24 protein-coding genes and 1 pseudogene are annotated in these 21,834 nt (G+C 69.9%); 17 read left to right on the top strand and 8 right to left on the bottom strand.

The annotated features are described in order from the left end of the window. Positions 1-9: 9 nt before the first annotated feature. Positions 10-705: a WYL domain-containing protein gene (locus LBN7_RS10170; RefSeq protein ID WP_341947047.1), complete on the bottom strand. Its 696-nt coding sequence runs from the start codon at positions 703-705 to the stop codon at positions 10-12. Between the two features lie 49 nt (positions 706-754). On the opposite strand from LBN7_RS10170, the gene LBN7_RS10165 reads away from it, so the two are divergent. After that, on the top strand, positions 755-1,432 hold the full coding sequence (locus LBN7_RS10165; RefSeq protein ID WP_407359552.1) for an alpha/beta fold hydrolase: 678 nt from the start codon (positions 755-757) through the stop codon (positions 1,430-1,432). Between the two features lie 28 nt (positions 1,433-1,460). Further along, complete coding sequence (locus LBN7_RS10160) at positions 1,461-1,688, top strand: RNA-binding S4 domain-containing protein (protein WP_407359551.1); 228 nt, start codon at positions 1,461-1,463, stop codon at positions 1,686-1,688. 6 nt (positions 1,689-1,694) lie between these two features. On the opposite strand, the gene LBN7_RS10155 is transcribed toward LBN7_RS10160, so the two are convergent. After that, on the bottom strand, positions 1,695-2,315 hold the full coding sequence (locus tag LBN7_RS10155) for a small multidrug efflux protein (RefSeq protein WP_407359550.1): 621 nt from the start codon (positions 2,313-2,315) through the stop codon (positions 1,695-1,697). A gap of 169 nt (positions 2,316-2,484) precedes the next feature. Here LBN7_RS10155 and LBN7_RS10150 point away from each other — a divergent pair, with 169 nt between their 5' ends. The 10 genes from LBN7_RS10150 to LBN7_RS10105 all read left to right on the top strand — a co-directional run bounded on the left by LBN7_RS10150 (position 2,485) and on the right by LBN7_RS10105 (position 11,746). Then, positions 2,485-3,309 (top strand): MerR family transcriptional regulator, encoded by an 825-nt coding sequence (locus LBN7_RS10150; RefSeq protein WP_407359549.1) that lies wholly within the window; start codon positions 2,485-2,487, stop codon positions 3,307-3,309. After that, a complete protein-coding gene (locus LBN7_RS10145; protein ID WP_407359548.1) occupies positions 3,299-4,033 on the top strand; it encodes a GPP34 family phosphoprotein in 735 nt (244 codons plus the stop codon). The genes LBN7_RS10150 and LBN7_RS10145 overlap by 11 nt, the downstream gene beginning before the upstream one ends. 61 nt (positions 4,034-4,094) lie before the next feature. Continuing rightward, positions 4,095-5,531 carry a DUF222 domain-containing protein gene (locus tag LBN7_RS10140; protein ID WP_407359547.1) on the top strand — a complete coding sequence of 479 codons (1,437 nt, stop codon included), beginning with the start codon at positions 4,095-4,097 and terminating at the stop codon, positions 5,529-5,531. Positions 5,532-5,632: 101 nt separating this feature from the next. Then, entirely contained in the window at positions 5,633-6,256 is a 624-nt protein-coding gene (locus tag LBN7_RS10135; protein WP_407359546.1) for a cyclodeaminase/cyclohydrolase family protein, read from the top strand. 132 nt (positions 6,257-6,388) lie between these two features. Beyond that, positions 6,389-6,586: a ferredoxin gene (locus LBN7_RS10130; protein WP_407359545.1), complete on the top strand. Its 198-nt coding sequence runs from the start codon at positions 6,389-6,391 to the stop codon at positions 6,584-6,586. After that, on the top strand, positions 6,586-7,758 hold the full coding sequence (locus LBN7_RS10125) for an NAD(P)/FAD-dependent oxidoreductase (protein ID WP_407359544.1): 1,173 nt from the start codon (positions 6,586-6,588) through the stop codon (positions 7,756-7,758). Before LBN7_RS10130 ends, LBN7_RS10125 begins: the two co-directional genes overlap by 1 nt. Before the next feature lie 12 nt (positions 7,759-7,770). After that, positions 7,771-9,018 (top strand): cytochrome P450, encoded by a 1,248-nt coding sequence (locus tag LBN7_RS10120; protein ID WP_407359543.1) that lies wholly within the window; start codon positions 7,771-7,773, stop codon positions 9,016-9,018. Positions 9,019-9,060: 42 nt separating this feature from the next. After that, positions 9,061-9,918, top strand: a complete 858-nt coding sequence (locus LBN7_RS10115) for a helix-turn-helix transcriptional regulator (RefSeq protein ID WP_407359542.1) — start codon at positions 9,061-9,063, stop codon at positions 9,916-9,918. Between the two features lie 131 nt (positions 9,919-10,049). Beyond that, positions 10,050-11,030, top strand: a complete 981-nt coding sequence (locus tag LBN7_RS10110) for an aldo/keto reductase (RefSeq protein ID WP_341947037.1) — start codon at positions 10,050-10,052, stop codon at positions 11,028-11,030. Continuing rightward, positions 11,027-11,746 (top strand): creatininase family protein, encoded by a 720-nt coding sequence (locus tag LBN7_RS10105; protein ID WP_407359541.1) that lies wholly within the window; start codon positions 11,027-11,029, stop codon positions 11,744-11,746. The genes LBN7_RS10110 and LBN7_RS10105 overlap by 4 nt, the downstream gene beginning before the upstream one ends. Before the next feature lie 222 nt (positions 11,747-11,968). Here the strand turns inward: LBN7_RS10105 and rhaS are convergent, their stop codons facing one another. The 4 genes from rhaS to LBN7_RS10085 all read right to left on the bottom strand — a co-directional run bounded on the left by rhaS (position 11,969) and on the right by LBN7_RS10085 (position 16,687). After that, positions 11,969-13,012: a rhamnose ABC transporter substrate-binding protein gene (gene rhaS, locus LBN7_RS10100; RefSeq protein ID WP_341947035.1), complete on the bottom strand. Its 1,044-nt coding sequence runs from the start codon at positions 13,010-13,012 to the stop codon at positions 11,969-11,971. 62 nt (positions 13,013-13,074) lie between these two features. Further along, positions 13,075-14,124, bottom strand: a complete 1,050-nt coding sequence (locus tag LBN7_RS10095; RefSeq protein WP_407359540.1) for an ABC transporter permease — start codon at positions 14,122-14,124, stop codon at positions 13,075-13,077. Further along, on the bottom strand, positions 14,121-15,149 hold the full coding sequence (locus tag LBN7_RS10090) for an ABC transporter permease (RefSeq protein ID WP_407361717.1): 1,029 nt from the start codon (positions 15,147-15,149) through the stop codon (positions 14,121-14,123). Before LBN7_RS10090 ends, LBN7_RS10095 begins: the two co-directional genes overlap by 4 nt. Positions 15,150-15,151: 2 nt before the next feature. After that, entirely contained in the window at positions 15,152-16,687 is a 1,536-nt protein-coding gene (locus LBN7_RS10085) for a sugar ABC transporter ATP-binding protein (RefSeq protein ID WP_407361716.1), read from the bottom strand. 159 nt (positions 16,688-16,846) lie between these two features. Here LBN7_RS10085 and LBN7_RS10080 point away from each other — a divergent pair, with 159 nt between their 5' ends. From LBN7_RS10080 to LBN7_RS10070, 3 genes are all read left to right on the top strand, one after another. After that, entirely contained in the window at positions 16,847-17,866 is a 1,020-nt protein-coding gene (locus tag LBN7_RS10080) for a LacI family DNA-binding transcriptional regulator (protein WP_407359539.1), read from the top strand. Between the two features lie 18 nt (positions 17,867-17,884). After that, the gene (locus LBN7_RS10075) at positions 17,885-18,229 is read left to right on the top strand and encodes an L-rhamnose mutarotase (protein ID WP_341947030.1); all 345 of its coding nucleotides are present in this window, start codon (positions 17,885-17,887) and stop codon (positions 18,227-18,229) included. A 61-nt stretch (positions 18,230-18,290) separates the two neighbouring features. Then, positions 18,291-19,181, top strand: coding sequence for a PhzF family phenazine biosynthesis protein (locus LBN7_RS10070; RefSeq protein WP_407359538.1), 891 nt, complete (start codon positions 18,291-18,293; stop codon positions 19,179-19,181). A gap of 51 nt (positions 19,182-19,232) precedes the next feature. Here LBN7_RS10070 and LBN7_RS10065 read toward each other — a convergent pair. Further along, positions 19,233-20,096 (bottom strand): annotated as a pseudogene (locus LBN7_RS10065) (DMT family transporter); the annotation flags it as partial. A gap of 32 nt (positions 20,097-20,128) precedes the next feature. Here LBN7_RS10065 and LBN7_RS10060 point away from each other — a divergent pair. Then, the gene (locus tag LBN7_RS10060; RefSeq protein WP_407359537.1) at positions 20,129-20,722 is read left to right on the top strand and encodes a TetR/AcrR family transcriptional regulator; all 594 of its coding nucleotides are present in this window, start codon (positions 20,129-20,131) and stop codon (positions 20,720-20,722) included. A 2-nt stretch (positions 20,723-20,724) separates the two neighbouring features. Here the strand turns inward: LBN7_RS10060 and LBN7_RS10055 are convergent, their stop codons facing one another. Beyond that, a complete protein-coding gene (locus tag LBN7_RS10055) occupies positions 20,725-21,024 on the bottom strand; it encodes a DUF1330 domain-containing protein (protein WP_116633418.1) in 300 nt (99 codons plus the stop codon). A gap of 94 nt (positions 21,025-21,118) precedes the next feature. Between LBN7_RS10055 and LBN7_RS10050 the strand changes: the two genes are divergently transcribed. Continuing rightward, positions 21,119-21,823, top strand: a complete 705-nt coding sequence (locus LBN7_RS10050) for a spermidine synthase (protein ID WP_407359536.1) — start codon at positions 21,119-21,121, stop codon at positions 21,821-21,823. Positions 21,824-21,834 lie beyond the last annotated feature (11 nt).

Here is a 21,834-nt window from a genome sequence, read left to right as displayed (position 1 = left end):
CGAAGACGCCTAGCGGTCGGTGAGCGGCGCGGCGGACGACGGCGGGGCGCCGATCGCCTCGACCGGGATGGCAGCGGCCCGCTCCTTCGTCAGTCGCGCACCGACGACACGATCGGTGCGGAACCAGCGGATGCCGTCGGCCAGGCGGCAGTGGCCGACGAAGTACCAGTGCCCGCGGGTGAACGCGAGGAGGATCGGATCGACCTTCCGTGTCGTGGCCGCCCCCTGGTGATCGACGTAGTCGACGGTCACGACCCGCATCTCGTTCAGGGCGTGCTCGAGAGCGCGCTGCACCTTCGGGGTCGCGGGAGCGTCGCTCGTGTCGATCCAGATCCGATCGGTGAGAGACGTCGCGCGGTCGCGGGCCCCGCTGTCCATCACGCCCAGCACCTTGTTCAGCGCGCCGCGCAGGTGCTCGGCGAACGGCTGCTCCCGATGGACCGCCGCGGCGGCGGCGAGGCCGGCGACCTCCGCCTCGGTGAAGTTGACCGGCGGGAGTGTCGCCTCGGCGTCGACGACGTAGCCGCCACCCGGCCCCGGTCGCGCCCAGGCGGGAAAGCCGGAGTGCTGCAGCGTCGAGATGTCGCGCTTGATCGTGCGCGTGCTCACCTCGAAGGTCGCCGCCAGGCGCTCGGCCGTGCGACCGGCCTGACCGGCGCGCCGCAGCTCCTCGCGGATGGCGTAGAGCCGATCGGTGCGATTCACGGATAAATAGTGACATAGGAGTGACATTCAGGCGAGGAAGGATCGGAGGATGATCACTTCATCGGAGACCATCCTGTTCCTCAGCGGCGCGGGGCTCAGCCCCCGGATCTGGGACGGCGTGCGTGATGACCTCGCCGTCGCGTCGGTCGTCGCGCCGCGCCCGACCGCAGGCGCGTCGTCGCTGAGCGACCACGCGGAAGCGGCGATCGCGTCCGTCGACGGCCGCAGCTTCACGATCGTCGCCCACTCGATCGGCGGGGTGATCGCCAGCGAGATCCTCCGGCTCGCCCCGGAGCGGGTCGACGGCCTGCTGGCCGTGTCGGCCGTGATCCCGCGCGCCGGGGAGTCCTTCGTCTCCGCGATGCCGGCGCCGAACCGGTGGATCCTGCCGGTGGCGCTCCGACTCGGCGGGACCCGGCCGCCGGAGTCCGCGATCCGCCGCGGTCTCGGTCACGGACTCGAAGAGACCGAGGTCGACCGGGTCGTCGCCGAGTTCACCCCGGAACCGCAACGGCTCTACCTCGACAGGACGCGCGGCCACGCCTGGACCGGGCGTACCGGGTACCTGACGACCACGCAGGATCGCGAGCTGCCCGCGGCGATGCAGCGGCGCTTCGCCGATCGCCTCGGCGCGGAGGGGAGGGAGGACCTCCCGACGGGCCATCTGCCGATGCTGCAGGAGCCCGCGCAGACGGCATCCGCCATCCGTCGCTTCCTGGGCGCCTGACGACCGACCCGGCGGCTAGCATTCAAGGATGACGAACAACGGCCCGATCGACGACGTCTCCATCGGCGGCGAGATGATCCGTCTCGGGCAGTTCCTGAAGTTCTCGGGTCTGCTCGACTCCGGCGGAGACGCCAAGGAGGTCGTGATCGACGGCTACGTGACGGTCAACGGCGAGGTCGATCGCCGCCGCGGCCGGCAGCTCCACGACGGTGATCTGGTCACGTTCGAGGGACGCACGGTCTGCGTCCGACCCTGAGGCCGATCACCAGCCCAGGAGGGCGAGGAGTCCGGTCGCGGCCGCAGCCACGGCCCCGGTCCACAGCACGATCGCGACGACCTGCCACAGGATGACCCACTCCTTGCGCACGCCCGAGGCGACGAAGAATGCCGCGGTCAGCATCGTCGGCAGGGCGAGGGGCGCGATGATGCTCGCTCCGGGGACGCCGAAGCGCACCAGCCAGCGGCGCAGCTTGTCCCGCCCCTTGGAGGCGTGGGTCGGCTTCGCATCGTCGGCGCCCTCGTTCTCGGCACCGTCGTTCTCGGCGACGACGGTCGCGGTCGCTGCTGTCGCGGCATCCGTCTCGCCGAGACCCGACGACGTCACACCGGCCCCGCCCGGGGCCCCCGTCCGCGCCTGGCGACGCGCGACGACGCCGCCGCGGATGCGAGAGCCGAGCAGGACCACTCCGATCACGCAGAGGATGTTCCCGGCAGCAGCGGCGACCGCCGCGACGATCGGGTTGATGCCGGCGATGATGCCGAACGCCGCCGCGCCCTCCCCCTCGATGTAGGGGATCATGGCGACGACCGCGACCATCAGCGGCTGGAGGATGTCCGGGACCTGGTTGATGAAGTCCTGCAGCCAGGGGTACGGGTTGTCCATGTCTCTTCTCTCTCGATGACGGATGCCGCGGATCGGCATCCGTTTCCCCCACGAAGTGAAGACCGTGTTCTCAGAACAGGGTCAAGTCCCGGCCTGATCGTCACTGCGGTACTTGACCCTGTTCCGGGAACAGGGTCTTGAATGGACCCGAAGAGAGGACGTGACCCCGATGGCTTGGAGCACGAGCGAACTGGCGGACCTCGCCGGGACGACCGTCAACAGCGTGCGGCACTATCACCGCGCAGGCCTGCTCGACGAACCGGAGCGCCTGTCCAACGGATACAAGCAGTACAGCGCCCGGCACCTCGTGCGCCTGCTGCAGATCCGTCGGCTCCGTGAGCTCGGCGTGCCGCTGGCGCAGATCGAGGCCGTCGGATTCGAGAGCGGCGCGAACTCCGGTCAGGCCCTCCTCGCGATCGACGCCGACCTCGCCGCCAGCATCGAACGTCTGCAGCGGGCGCGTGCCGAGATCCGGGCCATCCTCGAGGGCACGACCGGGATCGACGTTCCGCCGGGGTTCGAGGATGTCGCAGGGAAGCTCTCCGGCCCCAATCGGTCGCTCATGCTGGTCTACTCGCAGTTGTACGACGAGTCCGCCATGTCCGACGTGAAGAGGATGGTGCAGGATGAGCCCGACGATCTGAACGATGAGTTCGACACACTCCCGCCCGATGCCGACGAGGCCACTCGCGAGCGCATCGCCGTGGCCTTGGCGCCGCAGCTCGCCCAGCACATCGCGGACTACCCCTGGCTGATGCAGCCCGCCGAGCACCTGTCGAAGGGCATGCGGGTGACGCAGGAGACCTTCATCGCCACGGTGAGAGAGCTGTACAACGAGGCTCAGCTCCACGTCTTGGCGCGCGCCAGCATCCTGGCGACCGAGAAGAGAGCAGCGGATGCCGAGCCGGCATCCGCCCCGGACGACGCCGGCGCCCTAGGCGACGCGAGCGCCCTGGGCGACGCGAATCACGAAGGAGAGAACCATGACCGATGACCTCGAGCCCCAGGCGGCGGCCGCACCGGGCGCAGCCGCCGGGGATGCCGAACGGATCTCCCCGGATCCACTGCTCGTCGAAGACACGCTGCTGCTGCTCTTCCAGCCGGATTCCGGATCGATCGCGGGCGAGAACATCCTCTTCTACGTGCTGGGTGGCGCCGTGCTCGGCGACCTCGCACTCGCCGGGCGCGTCGAGACGGAGAAGCGAGCCCTCTCGACGCGGGTGCAGGCGACAGGAGCGGGAGCCCTGCCGGACGCGCTGCTCGAGCCCGCGTGGTCGTTCCTGGCTCCGAAGCCGCGCGGCGTGCAGACGGCGCTCGCAGCGATCGGGCCGGAATTGCGTGGCCCCGTCCTCGATCGGCTCGTCGCACGAGGCGACCTGAACCGAGAGGAGGGGAAGACCCTCGGCATCTTCCCGACGACGAAGCTCACGCTGGGAAGTGGCCGGCGGGACGCTCTGATGGGGCGCGTGCGTGCGGCGCTCGTCGACGGGGAGGCGCCCGACGCCCGCACGGCGGCGAGCATCGCGCTGCTCTCCGCGAGCGGCACGCTTCCGCAGTTCCACCGCGAGATCCCGTGGAGCGGCGACGTCTACACGCGGGGCAAGGAACTGGAACGCGGCGACTGGGGCGCCGCAGCAGCCTCTTCGGCGGTCACCCGCACGATGGCCACCATCATCGGCAATGCGGTAGTCGCGGCGACAGTGCTGCCGCGGAGCTGAGACGGCCTCCCGCGGGCGGTTGTATGCCGCCATATTAGTACATATGTTCTAATCTGGGGGTATGGCACAGCGGCAGACGGATCTTCACCTCGACCTCGATAAGCGTCGTCGTGTGCTGGAGGCGTGGGTGGAGAAGAAGCGGCAGATCGCGGTGCTGGAGTGCGAGGCGATGGAGGTGATGGTCGAGCAGATCGGGTTCCATGAGGCGGATGTCGCGGGGAACGGGTTCCATCGGGATGCGATCTATCGGTCGATGGTTGCGGAGTTCTCCGCTGCCGCTCGGATCCCTGCCGGGTCTGTGGAGTTTGCGTTCACGGATGCCCTGGTGGTGTCGACGTCCCTGCCGGAGGTGCGGGCGGCGTTCGCGGCCGGGCGGGTGTGTGCGGGGCATGTGCGGGAGATCGTGCGGGAGAGTGCGATCGTGTCGGAGGCGATCCGCAACAAGCGGGTGGATGCCGGCGTGATGGGGTTGTATGAGGCGGCGGTGCTGGTGTTCGCGGAGCGGGAGACCGCGGCGCGGACGAAGGCGCATGCGGCGCAGGTCGCGGCGGCGTTGGTCGGGGAGACGGTCACGGACCGGCACCAGCGGGCGGCCTCGGAGCGGTGTGTGAAGGTGCGTTCCGTCGGCGACGGGCTGGCTTTGTTGACGGCGGTGCTGCCGGAGTGGGTCGCTGTCGCGATCGCGGACCGGCTCCGCCAGATGACCCGGCAGGTGATCCGGAACCGTGCGCATGCCGGCGACGATTCGGACGGTGCGCGCGATGCCGACAGCCGCTCCGGCTCTGGTTTCGGCTCCGGCTCCGGCCCTGCCTGCGACTCCGGAAGCGTGATCTTCAGCGACGACACGTTCGCCACCGACCCCGACACAGACACCGACACAGACACAGGCGCGGATGCCGAGGAAGTCGCCGCGGACACGCGCACCTGGGATCAGGTGCAGGCGGATCTGCTCGCCGATCTGCTGCTCACCGCCGACCCGAGCGCCATCCACGGCGAGGGGCTGGACAACATCCAGGGCCGCATCCAGGTGACGATCGCCGGGACCACCCTCGCCGGCGTGGATGATGGGCCGGCGGACCTCGACGGGCACGGCCCCCTCCACCCCGACATCGCCCGCGACCTCGCCGGACGCAACACGGGCTGGTCGCGCCTGTTCCTCGGCCCCGACGGCATGGTCACCCAGACCGACACATACACCCCGACGGAGCAGATGCGGAGGTTCCTCCGCGCCCGGGACCAGCACTGCCGATTCCCCGGCTGCCGCATGCCGGTACACCGGTGCGACATCGACCACACCCACGACCACGCCCGAGGCGGCAAGACCAGGCTCGACAACCTCGCCCACCTCTGCCGCGCCCACCACACCCTCAAACATCCTGATGTCTCGGACGCGCACCGATGGACAGCCCGACAAGAACGCGACGGCACCATCACCTGGCACAGCCCCCTCGGCCGCACCTACACCGACCGACCCACCCACCGCGTCATGTTCACCTGATGCAAGCGGGCATCCCACGGGCTCGGATCTGTCGTCTGCGGTCCGTGCCAGAGAAGACCGGGCTTCCACCGAAGGTGTGACGGCAGGTTAGGGTTGCGCGCATGGATCACGACGCCGACGTGCCGACGTCCACCCCTCTGGACGGGTGGCTGGCGCAGCTCGGTCAGCCGAACGGGGCGCCCGGCGGGGGCGCGGCGGCGGGGGTGATGCTGGGGATCGCCGCGTCGCTTCTGCGCATGGTCGCGGAGTACACGCCGGATGATCCCCGCGCGACGGAGTGCGCCGACCGGCTCGCCCGCATGCGCGTGGAGGCTCTGGACGCCGCCGAGGCCGACGGCATCCTCTCGGCAAGCTTCGGCGCCGCCCTCGCCCTGCCGGCGGAAGACTCCGAGCGGGACGCTCGCGTGCGGGATGCCGCGATCGAGGCCGCCGAGTCGTCGACGCGGCTCGGCGCCATCGGCATCCGGCTGCTGCCCGAGGTGCGCGTGCTCACCGAGATCGGGAATCCGCACCTGCAGGCGGATCTCGCGGTCGCAGCGGAAGCCCTGCGCGCCGGACTCGCCGGCGCGACGATCAACCTGCGCGCGAACCTGCAGATCGCCCGGAAGCACGATGCCCCGGCGCCGCTCCGGTCAGATCTCGACGCCGAGGGCTCACGCCTGACAGAGGCGCAGAACGCGGTCGCCCGCATCGCCGACGAACTCGCGGCGCGCGCCGGCGAGTGACCGGCAGCTCCTCCACCGGCACGGCGGACTTCTCCACGGATGGCGCTTGAGTCCATGTTCTGAGCGCACTGCGTCTAGGAACGACGGGAGGCAGCGCGTTGAATCGACCGTGTAGCCCGCGAGTACAGAGGAGTGCCGATGAGCATCACGGTCCAGTCAGACGCCTGCGTCGGTGCAGGTCAGTGCGCCCTCGTGGCTCCCGACGTGTTCGACCAGGACGACGACGGCATCGTCATGCTCCTGGAGCCCGATCCGCAGGGCTCCGACCTCGAGGCGGCGACCCGCGCGGTGCGCCTCTGCCCCGCACGCGCCATCTCGTTGGCACCCTGATGCCGGCTCGCGTCGTCGTGGTCGGCGCCTCCATCGGCGGACTGACCGCGGCCGAGACACTCCGCCAGGAGGGTTTCGGCGGCGAGATCCTGCTGCTGGGCGATGAGCCGCACCTGCCGTACACGCGTCCGCCCCTCTCGAAGCAGATCCTCCTCGGGGACTGGGAACCCGACCAGGCCGCGATCCGCACCGCCGCAGAGCTCGACGATCTCGACATCGTCGTGCGCACCGGATGCGCCGCGCACGGCCTCGACGTCGAGGCCCGCGTCCTCCACACCGCGCAGGGCGCGATCCCCTTCGACGAGCTCGTCATCGCGACCGGCACCGAGCCGCGCTCGCATCCGCTCCTCCCCTGGGCGCCGACGCTGCGCACCATGGACGACGCGCAGCGACTACGCGACCGAATGCGCGCAGCGCGGCGCATCGCCGTGATCGGATCGGGCATCCTCGGTTCGGAGATCGCCAGCGCCGCGCGCAAGCACGGCGCCGAGACCCTGCTGATCGGCCGGTCCGGGGCCCTCGGCTTCGGGGGCGTCGGCACGCTCCTCAGCGACGAGCTCAGCCGACTGCACGAAGACAATGACGTCGAGCTCGCGCTGCGCGCCGACATCGCCTCCGCCGTGCCGCTGCCTTCCGGTGCCGCGGAGCTCACCCTCGGCACGGCCGTCCGCCGCGTCGACCTGGCCGTCGTCATGATCGGGGGGATGCCGCGCACGGGGTGGCTCGCCTCGTCGGGCCTCTCCGTCGACGACGGCATCGCCTGCGACAGCAGCGGCACCGCAGCTCCCGGCGTCTCGGCAGTCGGCGACGTCGCCGCATGGGCCGATCCCGTCAGCGGACGCCATGTGCGGGTCGAGCACCAGAGCAACGCGATCGAGCAGGCGGTCGCGGTCGCGGTCCGCATCGCGCGCGGCGAGAACGGCACCCAGCCGGTGCCCCTCTTCTGGTCGGAGATCCACGGCGCCCGCATCCACGCCTACGGCTGGTTCGACCCCGCCACGCCCCTGGTCGAACGGACCACCGACCCGGAGGCGCGAGGCGCGATCTTCGCGAGCAGAGACGAGACCGGTGGCGCGCGCGGCGTCGTCGGCTGGAACGCCTCCCCTCGGGACTTCCGTGCCGCACGCGCCGAGGTGCTCGCCGCCACCCCTGCACTCACCCCGCAACCCTGAAGGAGACGGTCGATGACGATCCCCGCAGAATGCCCGTTCCACGCCCGCGCGCTCCCCGGCGACGGGACCCCGCTGAAGCCGTCGCCGCAACTCGCCGAGTGGCGGGAGCAGGGCGCGTTCGTCCCCCTGGACTTCCAGGACGGCCACGAAGGACTCGTCGCCACGCGATACGAGGCCGCCGTGAGCGTCCTGCAGGATCCGCGGTTCAGCATGCGCCCGAGCCGGATGCCGGTGGGGCCCGGCGATGCCGGCCACGGTGCCCACGGAGATGACCAGGCCGAGAGCGCCGCCGTGCCGCTCGAGGCCCCGGGCGACCTCGATGAGGCCGGGCAGCGCTCCGACGACCTCAACCTGCTGAACCTCGACGGCGAGGTGCACTCCCGGCTGCGCCGCGCGGTCACCGCACGGTTCTCGGTGCGGCAGGCGCGATCGCGCGAGCCGTGGATCCGCACGATGATCGCCGAGCAGATCGCGCAGCTCAAGGCGCGGGGACCCGTCGTCGACCTGTGGCGCGACTACGCGATGCCGATCTCGGCGCGCACGCACTGCCACGTGATCGGCATCCCCGACCATCACTACGACCGCTTCGTCGCGCTGTTCGTCGAGTCCTCGACCGCGCAGCAGAAGTACGACTTCATCCGTGCGCTCCTCGAGGAGCGCCGCGCCTCTCCCGGCGAGGACGTCATCACCGACCTGCTGGGCAACGCCGACCTGGAGCAGGTCGAGATCGAGGGACTGCTCCGGCTGCTCATGGGCGCTGGTCGCGACTCGGTCGCGTACCTCATCGCCACGGCATCCGTCGCTCTGCTCACGAACCCGGCGCAGCTGGCCGTCCTCCGCGACGATCCCGAGAGGATCCGGATGGCGGTGGAGGAGTTCATGCGCGTCGGAGCGATGTTCGTGACCCTGTTCGCGCGCACCGCGACGGAGGACGTGGTCGTCGACGGGATCCCCATCGCGGCCGGCACCTCCGTGGCCGTCTCTCCGGTCGCGGCCAACCGCGATCCCGGCCACTGGGACCGCGCGGAGGAGTTCGACGTCAGCCGCGACGCGTTCGGACATCTCGGATTCGGGCACGGCATCCACGGTTGCATCGGACAGCAGGTCGCCAGGGTGGAGATCCGCGAGGCGCTCACCGCGCTGCTGGAGAGCTTCCCCGACCTGGCGCTCGTCGAGGCGGAGCAGCTGACACCGCAGCCGTTCGCGCATCCCGTCGCCGTCTACGAGGCCGGGACGGTCTCGGTGCATCTGGGCCGCTGAGCGACGCACGGGCTAGCATCGTCGAAGAGAGGCAGGGCCGCGATGGAATCCGACGATGACCCCGTCGTCGTCGGCGCGAACTGGTACCGGTTCACGTCGGGCGAGCGCATCGTCAACCCGCACGTGAAGAGCGTGTCCTTCATCTGGGTCATCAGCGGAGCCGGCGAGATCCGCGCCGGCGGCCAGCGCTTCGCGGTCGACGCGCAGCACGTGATCCGCCTGCCCTGGAGTCATCACGTCGAGTACCGCGCCCAGGAGCGGGGGCCTTTCCACATCGGCACGCTGCACATCGTCCCGCGCCACGACCGGTCGTCCCCGGTCGTCCCCCGGGTCGCGCACCTCCCCGGAGACCCGCTGCTGCAGGACCCGGCGCGCACCGGCGACCCTGCCGCGTTCCGGGTCGGGTTGTCGACCATGCAGAACGGGGCCGCCCGGCGCATCACGGAGTTCGGCACCATCGCGATCGAGCGGTGGGGAGAAGGCGCGTTCGACGAGGAGTACTTCCGCGCGCTCGGACGCATCATCCTCCTCGAGAACGACTCCTGGGCCGATGTGCACGCGGCGCAGACGACGCTCCCCGGCGCGCTCGAGCTGATGATGACGTTCATCCGCCACCACATCGCCGAGCCGCTCACGGTCGCCCGTGTGGCCGAAGCCGCCCGCTGCAGCGAGACCACCGCGCAACGCCTGTTCGCCCGGCACACGGGCGAGTCGCTGCAGTCCTGGGTCCGGCACACGCGCCTCCGCGAGGCCGCCGGGCTGCTCCGGACGACCGGACTGCGCGTGAGCGAGGTGGCCCAGCTCGTCGGATACCCCGATCCGCTCTACTTCTCGCGTGCCTTCCGCCGCGCGTACGGCGTGGCCCCCAGCCGGTTCGCCCGCGCGACGCTGCGCCCCTGATCGCCGGCGGCGAGTGATCGCCCAGTCCATGTTTCCGGGTTCTCACGCACATAACCGCGCGGGGATCGTCCGTAGATTTGACCGCAGGTCGCGCAGCCCCTGCGCCCGAGCGTGAAGGAGCGCACCCGCACATGGCCGTACACCGCCGACCCTTCGGACGCACAGGCTGGGATATCAGCGAGGTCTCCTTCGGAGCATGGCAGCTCGGTGGGCAGTGGGGGCCCGTCGACGACGACGCCTCGGTCCGTGCGCTCCTCGACGCCTACGAGCGGGGCATCGACTTCGTCGACACCGCGGAGATGTACGGCTCGGGGCACAGCGAAGAGGTCGTCGGCCGATCGCTGCGGGAGTGGAACGGCGAACGCATCTACGTCGCCACGAAGATCCAGCCCACCGCGTGGCCGCACCCGTCGGTCGACGACCCCGACATCGCGATCGCCTATCCCCGCGAGTACATCCGCGCCCAGGCCGAGCAGTCGCTGCGTCGCCTCGGTGTGGAGCGCCTCGACCTGCTGCAGCTGCACTGCTGGATGCCGGGCGGCATGCACGACCGCGGCTGGCTCGACGCCCTGCAGGAGCTGCAGGCCGAGGGCAAGGTCGACCGGATCGGGGTCTCGCTGCGGGACTACCGTGCCGACGAGGGTGTCGTTCTCGCAGAGGCGGGTCTCGTGGATTCGATCCAGGTGATCCACAACATCTTCGAGCAGAAGCCCGAGCAGGCGCTCTTGGGGGCAGCAGCGGCATCGGGCACGGCGATCATCGCTCGCGTCGTGCTGGACTCCGGATCGCTGAGCGGCGCCTGGACCGCTGCCTCGTACGACGAGTGGGCCGACGGCTCCGTGCTCAAGACGATGTTCCGCGGCGAGCGCTTCACCGAGACGCTGGCGCGCATCGCCGAGATGAAGAAGGTCACCGAGGAGTACTACGACGGCCTCGACGAGGCGGCCGTGCGGTTCGTCCTCGACCGCCCGGAGGTGTCGACCGCGATCGTCGGAATGACGTCGCAGCGGCGCATCGCGCGCAACCTGTCGTTCGCCGACGGGCAGGGTCTCGTCGCAGGGCTCCGCGACCGCCTGGCACGCTTCGAGTGGGAGAGGAACTTCTACATATGACCAGTCGCCCCGCCGCCGTCGAGCGGCTCAGCCCGCAGGAGATCGACGAGCGCCTGGCCGCGGCATCCGTCGCGTATCTACCGCTCGGCTCGCTGGAGTTCCACGGCCCGCATCTGCCGATCGGCCTCGACGCCCTCACCGCCTACGGACTGTGCCTGCGCGCGGCCGAGGCGAGCGGAGGGGTCGTGCTGCCAGCCGTCTACCAGGCAGTGGGCGGCGAGCACTCCCGGTACCCGTGGACGATCATGAGCGACTCCCCCGCGGCGATCGAGACGCTGCTGACCGAGACGCTGTCGCGCCTGTCCGAGTTCGGCATCCGTCATGCGGTGCTCCTGAGCGGACACTTCGCCGACGAGCAGCGCGACCTCATTACCCGCGTCGCCGAGCAGTGGAACGCGACGGGCGAGCCGCTGCACGTCGTGGCCCGCACGCTCGGCCAGGCACCGCAACCCCCGGTCGCGCCCGACCACGCGGGCCGGTTCGAATCGCTGCTGCTGCACGCTCTCGCGCCGGAGCTCGTGCACGTCGATGCCCTGCCGGACCCGGATGCCTTCCCCGCGCCCGCGGACGAGGACCCGTTCGGGCAGGACCGGCACCGCACCGACCATCCCCTGCACGGGGTCTTCGGCCCCGACCCGCGCCGACTCGACGTCGAGGCCGCCGCCGGCCTGCGTGATCACCTCGTCACCTGGATCGCGGGCCTCGCCACGGCGTGAGCCGCGCGGCATCCGCTGGTCTCTCCCGCACGGATTGCAGGAGATCTCACGTCGTGCAGGAGCCCATCTCCCACAGGCTCCTTCCTGTCGTGAGATCTCCTGCATCGCATGCGCCCAGCCTCCCCGCGAAAGGGGAGAAGAGGCGAAGGAGCCAGGCGGATGCTGCGCGCGAAAGGGCCCGGCCGGATCTCCCCGGCCGGGCCCTTCGCGATCGGATCGGACTCAGAAGTCGAACTCGCCGATGTTCTCCTTGTCGAAGACGTACGGGTCGCCCAGCAGCACGGTGGCGTCAGGGCCGACCGTGAACGAGCCGAGCTCGCCCGCCTCGAAGGTGTCGCCTTCCTTGCCCGTGATGTCGCCCTTGATGAGCGCGGCGGCGGCGAAGGCCGACAGGTAGCCGAGGTCCTCCGGGTTCCACAGCGCGAACGCGGTGACGGTGCCGTCCTCGACGTACTCGCGCATCTGGTTCGGGGTGCCGAGGCCCGTCAGCGCGACCTTCCCCTTGTAGTCCGAGGTGGAGAGGTAGCGCGCCGCAGCCGAGATGCCGATCGTCGTGGGCGAGATGATGCCCTTCAGGTTCGGGTGCGACTGCAGCAGCGCGGCCGTCTTGTCGAAAGAGATCTGCTCGTCGTCATCGCCGTAGACGACGTCGACCAGCGTGATGTCGGGGTGATCCGCGGCGAGCAGCTCCTTCATCTTGTCGATCCAGGCGTTCTGGTTGGTCGCGTTCGCGGTCGCCGAGACGATCGCGATCTCACCGGCATCCCCGATCTGCTCGGCGATGAGGTCGACCTGGATCTTCGCGATGCCATCGGCCGTCGCCTGGTTGATGAACAGGTCGCGGCACTCGGGGTTCGTGTCCGAGTCGAACGTGACGACCTTGACGTTCGCCGCGCGCGCCTCGTCGAGCGCGTCGCAGATCGCCTTCGGATCGTTTGCCGACACGACCAGCGCGCCGACGCCCTGCTGCGTGGCGGTGTTGATGTAGCTCACCTGGGCGTCGGGCCCGGACTCGGCAGGGCCGACCTCGGAGAACGTGCCGCCGAGCTCCTCCACCGCGGCAGCCCCGCCCTTGCTCGACGTGTCGAAGTAGGGGTTGCCGAGGCTCTTGGGCAGGAACGTGATCGCGAGGTTGTCGCTGCCGCCCGAGTCTCCGGACGAGTCGCCTCCGCCGGAGGTGCCGGTGTCGGCGCAGCCGGAGAGGGCGAGGGCGGTGGCGACCGCGATGGCGGCCACCGCGGCCACACGCTTGCGTGCAAACTTCATTGTTTCTTCCTTTCGTGCGGGCGGCCGGGACGGATGTCGTCGGCCGAAGGACGCAGCTGTCGTCAGGCTGTGCTCGCTGCGACGCGTGGGGGTCGGCTGGGACGACGTCGAGATCTCTGGAACCAGGTGAGGACGCTGGCGCTGACGACCGACAGCACCAGCAGCACTCCCGTGATGACGTTGATCACATCGGAGGTGACGTTCGCGAGGCGCAGGGCGCTCGACAGCACGCCGATGAGGAGGACGGCCGCGACGACGCCGTAGAGCTGCCCGCGCCCGCCGAAGACCGAGACTCCGCCGAGGACGACCGCGGCGATGACCTGCAGCTCCAGCCCTGTGGCGTTGTCGCCGCGCGCGCTGCCGAAGCGCAGCGTGTAGTAGATCCCCGCGAACGCCGAGACCACGCCGGCGAGGACGAAGAGGATGAACTTCGTGCGGTCGACGTGCACGCCCGAGAAGCGGGCGGCATCCTTCGACAGACCGATCGCGTAGATCCCCCGACCGAACGGCGTGAACTGCAGCACGATGATGAAGACCACCAGCAGGATCAGGAACGGCACCATGATGTACGGGATCGTCGTGCCCGCGATCTTCGCCTTCGCGAGGGCCGTCCACAGCGCCGGGAAGTCGGTGACCGCTGTCGTGCCCAGCAGTCCGACCGCGAGTCCGCGGAACAGCGCGAGCGTGCCGATCGTGACGGCGAGCGAGGGCAGTCCGACCACCGTCACGAGGAAGCCGTTGAATGCGCCTCCGACAGCCCCGACGAGCAGCGCGAGGAGCGCGGCCACCTCGAACGGCAGCCCGGCCTGCACGCCGGCGCCGGTGACGACGCTCGCGAGCCCGACCATGCTGCCGACCGAGAGGTCGATCTCGCCGGTGATCATGATGAGCGTCATCGGCAGGGCGATGAGCAGGATCGGCGCGACGTCCAGCAGGAGGTAGTTCACGGTGATCGGCTGCCCGAAGCCGCGGACCGCGACCATCGAGTACAGGACGACGACGATCAGCAGACCGACGACGGCCATCTCGCGGCTTACGATGACCCGCCGCCAGAGCGGCTTCTCGAAGTCGCGCGTGACGCGGTTGGTGCTCGTGGTGGTCACGGAGTTCATGACTGGTCCCTCGCTTCGATGAGTCGCTGCCTCTGCCGCACGGCCAGCCAGCGGTCCAGCACGATCGCGCCGATGATGAGCACGCCGACCACGGCCCGCTGCCAGAAGTCCGGGATGCCGAGGATCGGGAGCGCCCGGTTGATGGTCATCAGGAGCATCGCGCCGATGGCCGCTCCCCAGACGGTTCCGACGCCGCCGGTGATGGCGATGCCGCCGATGACGGCCGCGCCGACGGCATCCAGCTCCCAGCCGGCGCCGGCCTGCGAGCTCACCGAGCCGTAGCGCGCGGCGTAGAAGACGCCCGCGAGACCCGCGAGTGCACCCGACAGGATGAACGCGGTGAGCACGCGCCGCACGACTCGGAGGCCGTAGAGCTCGGCGGCTGCCGGGTCGGAGCCGATCGCGTAGTACTCGCGTCCGCCGCGGGTGTTCCGCATGTACCAGGCCGCTGCCGCGAGCACGGCGAGGGCGACGATCGCGAGGATCGGGATGGTGAGGATGTCGCCGGTGCCGATCGCCAGGAAGTCCCGGGGCATGTCCGAGGCGTTGACCCGGGTGGAGCCCGCCCAGATCACGTTGATGCCGCGGTAGGCGTACAGCGTTCCGAGCGTGATCACCATCGCGGGCACGCGGGCGAAGGCGACGAGGGCGCCGTTGATGAGTCCGAGCGCGGCGCCGAACAGGACCGCGCACAGCACGACGATCGGGATCGGGATGCCGGGGAAGTCGATGAACATGCGGCCGGTGAGGTACGCCGAGAGCCCCATCACCGAACCGACTGACAGGTCGACGTTCCGGGTGATGATGACGAACGCCTGTCCGACCGCGACGAGCACGAGGATCGACGGCGTCAGCAGCAGGTCGCGCCAGCCGTCGGGGCTGAAGAGGAACGCGGGGTTCTTCGCGGTGGCCGCGGCGACGACGAGGGCCAGGGCGATCAGGATGCCGAACTCGCGGGCCTTGCCGAGCGTGCCGATGCGCTTGGTCAGGCCCGACACCGGGATGCGGGTGGTGGAGGTGGTGATGGTCACGAGTTCTCTCCCGCCTCGGTGCCGGTGGTGTGCTGCGGCGAAGCGTGGGTCGCGGCGAACATGACGTTCTCGGATGTGGCGTCCGCGCGGGCGAGCTCGGCGGTGATGCGTCCCTCGCGCATGACGAGCACGCGGTCGGCCATGCCCAGCACCTCGGGCAGCTCGGACGAGATCATCAGGATGCCCTTGCCCTCCGCAGCCAGCTGTGACAGCAGACGATGGACCTCGGCTTTCGTGCCGACGTCGATGCCGCGGGTGGGCTCGTCGATGATGAGCACGTCGGGCTGCGTGGCGAGCCACTTCGCCAGCACGACCTTCTGCTGGTTGCCGCCGGACAGCGTGGCGGTGACCGTGTCGAGAGCGTGCGCCTTGACCTCGAGGCGGCTGGCCCACTCGCGGGCGGCGCGGTTCTCCACGCCCGTCGTGATGAGGCCGAAGCGGGAGAGGCGGCGCCGGATGGCGGTCGTGATATTGCGGCCGACCCCCGACTCGATCACGAGCCCCTGCTTGCGACGGTCCTCCGGCACCAGGGCGAGACCGGCGCGCATGGCGTCGGTGGGACGCGACCGGGGAATCCGCCGGCCCTTCATCGTCACCGTCCCCTCGCGGTAGTCGTCGATGCCGAAGACGGCGCGTGCCACTTCGCTCCGGCCGGCGCCGACCAGGCCCGCCAGCCCCAGGATCTCGCCGGAGCGGACCGTGAACGAGATGTCGTGGAAGATGCCGGGGCTGGTGAGGCTCTCGACCTCGAGCAGCGGCTCCCCGATCGTCGTCTCCTGCTTGGGGAAGAGCTCGGTGATGTCGCGGCCGACCATCTGCCGCACGAGCTCGGCGGGGGTGGTCTCCGCGATCGGCGTCGTGGAGACGTAGGTGCCGTCGCGCATCACGGTGACGGTGTCGCACAGTGCGAAGACCTCGTCGAAGCGGTGCGAGATGAAGATCAGACCCCGGCCCTCGTCGCGCAGGCTCCGGGCGATCGCGAACAGCCGCTCGACCTCGACGCCCGACAGCGCTGCAGTCGGCTCGTCCATGACGAGCACCTTCGCGTCGAGCGACACGGCCTTGGCGATCTCGATGACCTGCTGGTCGGCGATCGAGAGACCCTCCGCCGGACGATCGGGGTCGATCGACACGCCGAGTCGGGTGAACAGGCGCTCGACCTCGCGGCGCATCGCCTTGCGATCGATGCGGCCGAGCCGCCCGACCGGCTGCCTGCCCATGAAGATGTTCTCGGTCACCGACAGGTCGGGGAACAGCGTGGGCTCCTGGTAGATCACGGCGATCCCCGCGGCCTTGGACTGCGCGGTCGACGAGAAGTCGACATCCTCGCCGTCGAGCTGGAACGAGCCGCCGTCGCGGTGATACAGGCCGGCGACGATCTTGACGAGCGTCGACTTCCCGGCGCCGTTCTCGCCGATGAGGGCGTGTATCGAACCGGTCGTCAGCCGCAGGCTCCCCGAGCGCAGTGCCACCACTGCGCCGAACGACTTCACGACCTTCGAGAGTTCGAGGACCACAGGTGCGGCATCGATGGGCACTGGTGCCTCCTCGTCGAGGTTGAATATGATGAATCGATTCAAACTCGATTCAGGGATACTGTAAGCACCGCGTCCCCACCGGTCAAGTCACAGTCCGGATTCGACCCCGGACGGTTACCGAGCGGCGAAGATCACCGCAGCGAAGGAGCGCAGATGGTCGTCAGCATCAGAGACGTCGCCCAGAAGGCGGGCGTCTCGGTCGGCACGGTGTCGAACGTGCTCAACCGGCCCGAGACGGTGTCGAGCGATGCATCCGAGCGCGTGCTGAAGGCGATCGAGGACCTGGGCTACGTGCGCAACGACGCTGCTCGCAAGCTGCGCGCCGGCGTGAGCACGACCGTCGGCTTCGTCGTGCTCAACGGGCAGAACCCGTTCTTCAACGACGTCGTGCGGGGAGCGGAGGATGAGGCCTCGCGCCACAACATCGCTGTGCTCTACGGCAACACCGATGAGGACTCCGACCGCGAGCGCATGTACCTCGACCTCTTCGAGGAGCAGCAGGTCCGGGGCGTGCTGATCTCCCCCTACGGCGACATCCTCCCGCGCCTCGAACGACTGCGGGCCCGCGGCATCCGCGCGGTTCTCGTCGACCGCTTCGGCGGCAACAGCCGGTTCAGCTCGGTCTCGGTCGACTCGGTCGCCGGCGGCAGGATGGCGGTCGAGCACCTCATCGAGACGGGCCGACGCCGCATCGCGTTCGTCGGAGGGCCGATGGACATGCGGCAGGTGACCGACCGGCTCGCCGGGGCGCGGGTCGCCGCCGATAACGCGCTCTATCCCGTCGAGCTCGAGGTTCTCGCCACGGACGCGATGACCGTGGAAGAGGGCGTGGCGGTCGGCGCCCGCGTGCTGAGCCGACCGCGGCGCGAGTGGCCCGATGCCATGTTCGCCGCGAACGACCTGATCGCCCTGGGACTGCTGCAGTCGCTCATCGTCGACGGACGGATGCTGGTGCCGCAGGAGATCGCCCTCATCGGCTTCGACGACATCGCGTTCGCGGCGGCCGCCGCCGTGCCGATCACGTCGATCCGACAGCCGAGCGGGATGATCGGCCGCACGGCGCTGCGCGTGCTGCTCGAGGAGTGCGGCGATCCGGAGCTCATCCCCCGGCAGACCGTGTTCCAGCCCGAGCTGGTCGTGCGCCGGTCGACCGCGACCACCCGTGCGAACTGACGAACCGAAGGAGAACCCATGACCGAACGCATCGCGTTCCAACTGCAGATCGCCCCGGGGATGATCGACGAGTACGTCGCCCGGCACACTCCGGTCTGGCCGGAGATGCTCGCGGAGATCGCCGCGTCCGGACGCCGCAACTACTCGATCTTCCTCGGTGAGGGCGGCCGGCTCTTCGGCTACTACGAGACCGACGACGACGAGGCCGCCCGCGCCTACCTCGCGGCATCACCCGTCGCCGCGAAGTGGGAGGCCTCGATGGCCGAGTTCTTCGTCGGACTCGAGGGCCGCGCCGACCAGGCCGCCACCCCGCTCGTCGAGGTGTTCAACCTGCATGATCAGCGGGAGGCATCCGGCGCGTAGACGCACCGCCTCGGGATTCCTAGCATGGGGAGGACACACCGCGACGGCCGGAGGACGACCTATGAACGTGCCCTTCTTCTGGGTGGACGTCTTCGCGACCGCCCCTCTCGCCGGGAACCCTCTCGCGCTCGTCCCGGACGCCGACGCGCTGACGGCCGAGACGATGCAGGCCATCGCTCGCGAGTTCAACCAGTCGGAGACGACCTTCCTCGTGCGTCCGACGCTGCCCGGCGCGGATCATCGCCTGCGGTCCTTCACCCCCGGCCGCTTCGAAGTGCTCGGCGCGGGGCACAACGCGATGGGCGCGTGGCTGTGGCTGGCGGCATCCGGTCGGCTGGATGAGAACGGTGGGCGGTACGTGCAGCAGATCGGCGACGAACTGCTCCCGGTCAGCGTCACGCGCGATGGCGCGGGCCGAGCGGTCGTCACGATGCAGCAGTCGGAGCCTCGATTCCTGACGGCGGTCACCGGCGAGCGACGGGGCGCCCTCGCCGCGGTCCTCGGGCTCGATGCGACCGACCTCAGCGACGATCGCACGGCGCAGGTCGTCTCCACGGGTGCCGAGCATCTGCTCGTCCCCGCGCGGAACCTGGATGCCGTCGATACGGCCCAGCCCGACACCGCGGGCCTGCGCGAGTTCCTGGCCGGCGTCGGCGCCGAAGGCTGCTACCTCTACACGACCGCCGTCGAGCCGGGATCAGGGCTCGACGCCTACGCACGGTTCTTCAATCCGACCGTGGGGATCGTCGAGGACCCCGCGACCGGCACGGCCGCGGGTCCGCTCGCCGCACTCCTCGTGCGCGACGGACTCGCACACGAGGGCACTCCGATCACGGTGGAGCAGGGCACGGCCCTCGGCCGCCCCAGCCGCATCGGCCTGCACGTCGACGGTGCCGTGGTGACGATCTCCGGAACGGGGATCATCGTGGGCGAGGGCGTGCTCCGCCTCTGACCGGGGCGTCCGCTCTCGGCCTGCGCGCGCCTCCGAAGCGAGCACCATCCCGACACCCAGGCCGCAGAGCAGGAAGCCCAGCAGCGTCACGACGGTCAGCGTCTCCCCGAGGACGAAGGCTCCGGCCACCGCCGTGAACGGGGCGATGAGGAACAGCAGCGCGTTGAGCGCCGTGATGCCGATACGGCGCAGCAGCCACCAGTAGAGCCCGTACGCCGCGAGCGTCGGGAACGCCGCGGCGAGCGCGGTCGCCGCCCAGAAGGATGCCGAAGCGGGCGGCAGGAGAGTGCCCGTCGCGGCGGCGAGCACCATGAGCGCGACCGCTGACACCGCGGCGTGGATCGCCAGGGTCGGGAGCACAGCGGTCCTCGGGTCGCGCCGACGCTGGATGATCGTGCCGGCGATCAGGCACGCCATCGCGACGGCGAGAAGGAGGTACACGAGCGGATGCGCGTCGGACTGGCCGAGCTGCGACTGCACGACGAACACGACGCCGACGGCCCCGAGGATCAGTCCGATCCACTGGGTGCCGCGCACGTGCAGGCCGAGGAGAGGACCGACGAGCAAGGCGATCACGAGAGGCTGCACGGCGTCGATCAGGGCGACCGTTCCCGTCGCGATGCCGGCGGCGAGCGCGGCATAGGTCGCCGTGCAGTAGCCGAACTGCGCGAACAGACCGACGGCTCCCTGCCAGCGGAGGTCGGACGCCGTGGTGTCGCGGAAGGCCCCCGTGGCGAAGGCGACGATCAGCAGGATGCCCGCCAGAGGCACGAAGCGCCAGACGAGCAGCGTCACCGGCGCGGCGTCGACGGTCGCGATCGCCGCGATGAGGAACCCGGAGCTCCAGGTGACCACGAAGGCCGTGGCTGCCGCGACCGTGAGGAACGCAGATACTATACCGATCTGTTTACTCATCCCACGACTATACAGGTTGGTATACTCGAGGCATGAAGCAGCCGGTCCCGGAACTCGCCCCGCTGACCCCCGGCGCCCGCCGGGTGCTCGATGCCGCGTCGCACCTCTTCTACGAACGCGGTATCCATGCGGTCGGAGTCGATACGATCGCGGAGGCCGCCGGCGTCACGAAGAAGACCCTGTACGACCGATTCGGCTCGAAGGAGACGCTGGTCGTCGCCTACCTCCAGCACCGCGACGCGCGATGGCGCGACCACGTGGCAGCGAATCTCGCGCGCGTACCGGTACCAGGCGTGGAGCGGATCCTGACGATCTTCGATGCCGCCGAGTCGTGGTCCGATGACAACAGCTCCAAGGGGTGCAGCGCCATCAACGCCCGCGCGGAGATCGGCGACGGGCACGACGGGCACCCGGTCTTCCCCGAGGTGGCGCGCCAGAAGGTGTGGCTGCTCGACGTCTTCGAAGACCTCTGCCAGGAGGCCGGGGTGCCGGATGCTCGAGCGATGGCAGAAGCGCTGATGCTTCTCTACGAGGGCGCCATCGTCACCGTCGGGATGGAGACCTTTCCGAACCCGTTCCCCGCGGCGCGACGGGTGGCGAAGTCGCTGCTCGAGCAGGTGGCGTAGGGCTACTCGGCAGGCGGTGCCGCGTCGATCACGCGGATCTCCCTGGTCGCCGCGTCTCCGAGGGTGCGCAGCGCCTGCTGATAGGCGTCGGAGTGATACGCCGCGACAGCGGCTTCGAGGTCGGGGAACTCGATGATGGTCGTGCGCAGTGCCGACTCGCCCTCGAGCACGGCGAGTGGCTCTCCGCGCGCGATGAAACGCCCTCCCCCGGCGAGCATCGCCGGACCGGCGAGATCGACGTACAGACGGAGACGCTCCGGATCACGGATGCTCGTGAAGGTATTGACCCAGTAGACCGGCATCCGCTCAGTCTGCCACCGGCTCCACGGCGCGGGGCCGGATCAGTCGAGGCGGCGGGCGCGTAGGGTGGGACGTCTGCCGACGAGAGGCTCCGCGATGATCGCACGATACGAAGAGCTGGACTGGCAGAGGACGCGTATGGGCGAGCTCATGCTCCGCCGTCGCGCGGACCCGGCGACCAGCGAGATGATCTACGAGGTCAAGCTCGAGGACGAGTACCTCATGTCGAGCCTCTTCACGGTGGCCGAGGAGGAACTCGCGACGCTGGGGCTCGCCGCCGCGACGGGTGACCACCTGAACGTACTCGTCGGCGGGCTGGGCCTCGGGTACACGGCGGTGACCGCGTTGGCCGATGCCCGGGTGGCGCGACTCGAGGTGATCGACGCGCTCCTCGCGGTGATCGGATGGCACGAGCGGAAGCTGCTGCCGGTGTCGGCGCAGCTCGTGGACGATCCTCGGACGACGCTGACCCACGACGACTTCTTCGCGGTCATGCGCCAGGAGCCGGATGCCGACGCCCGCCGTCACGATGCGATCCTGCTCGACGTCGACCACTCGCCGCGCCACACGCTCGACCCGTCGCACGCCGACCTCTACACCGAGGCGGGGCTCACCGCGCTCGCCCGGCACCTCGCCGACCATGGCGTCTTCGCCCTGTGGTCCGATGATCCGCCCGACGAGGAGTTCCTGAACACGCTGGGCGCGATCTTCGACGACAGCCGCGCGCACGTCGTCGACTTCGACAACCGCCTCACCGGCGGGGTCTCATCGAACACGGTGTACGTGGGCGTGCGGCGCTGACGGCGGACGAG

This window comes from Microbacterium sp. LBN7, assembly GCF_045690345.1.
Lineage (GTDB): Bacteria > Actinomycetota > Actinomycetes > Actinomycetales > Microbacteriaceae > Microbacterium.
Note: the sequence above shows the minus strand (reverse complement) of the source record. Positions and strands in the feature narration are given on the sequence as shown.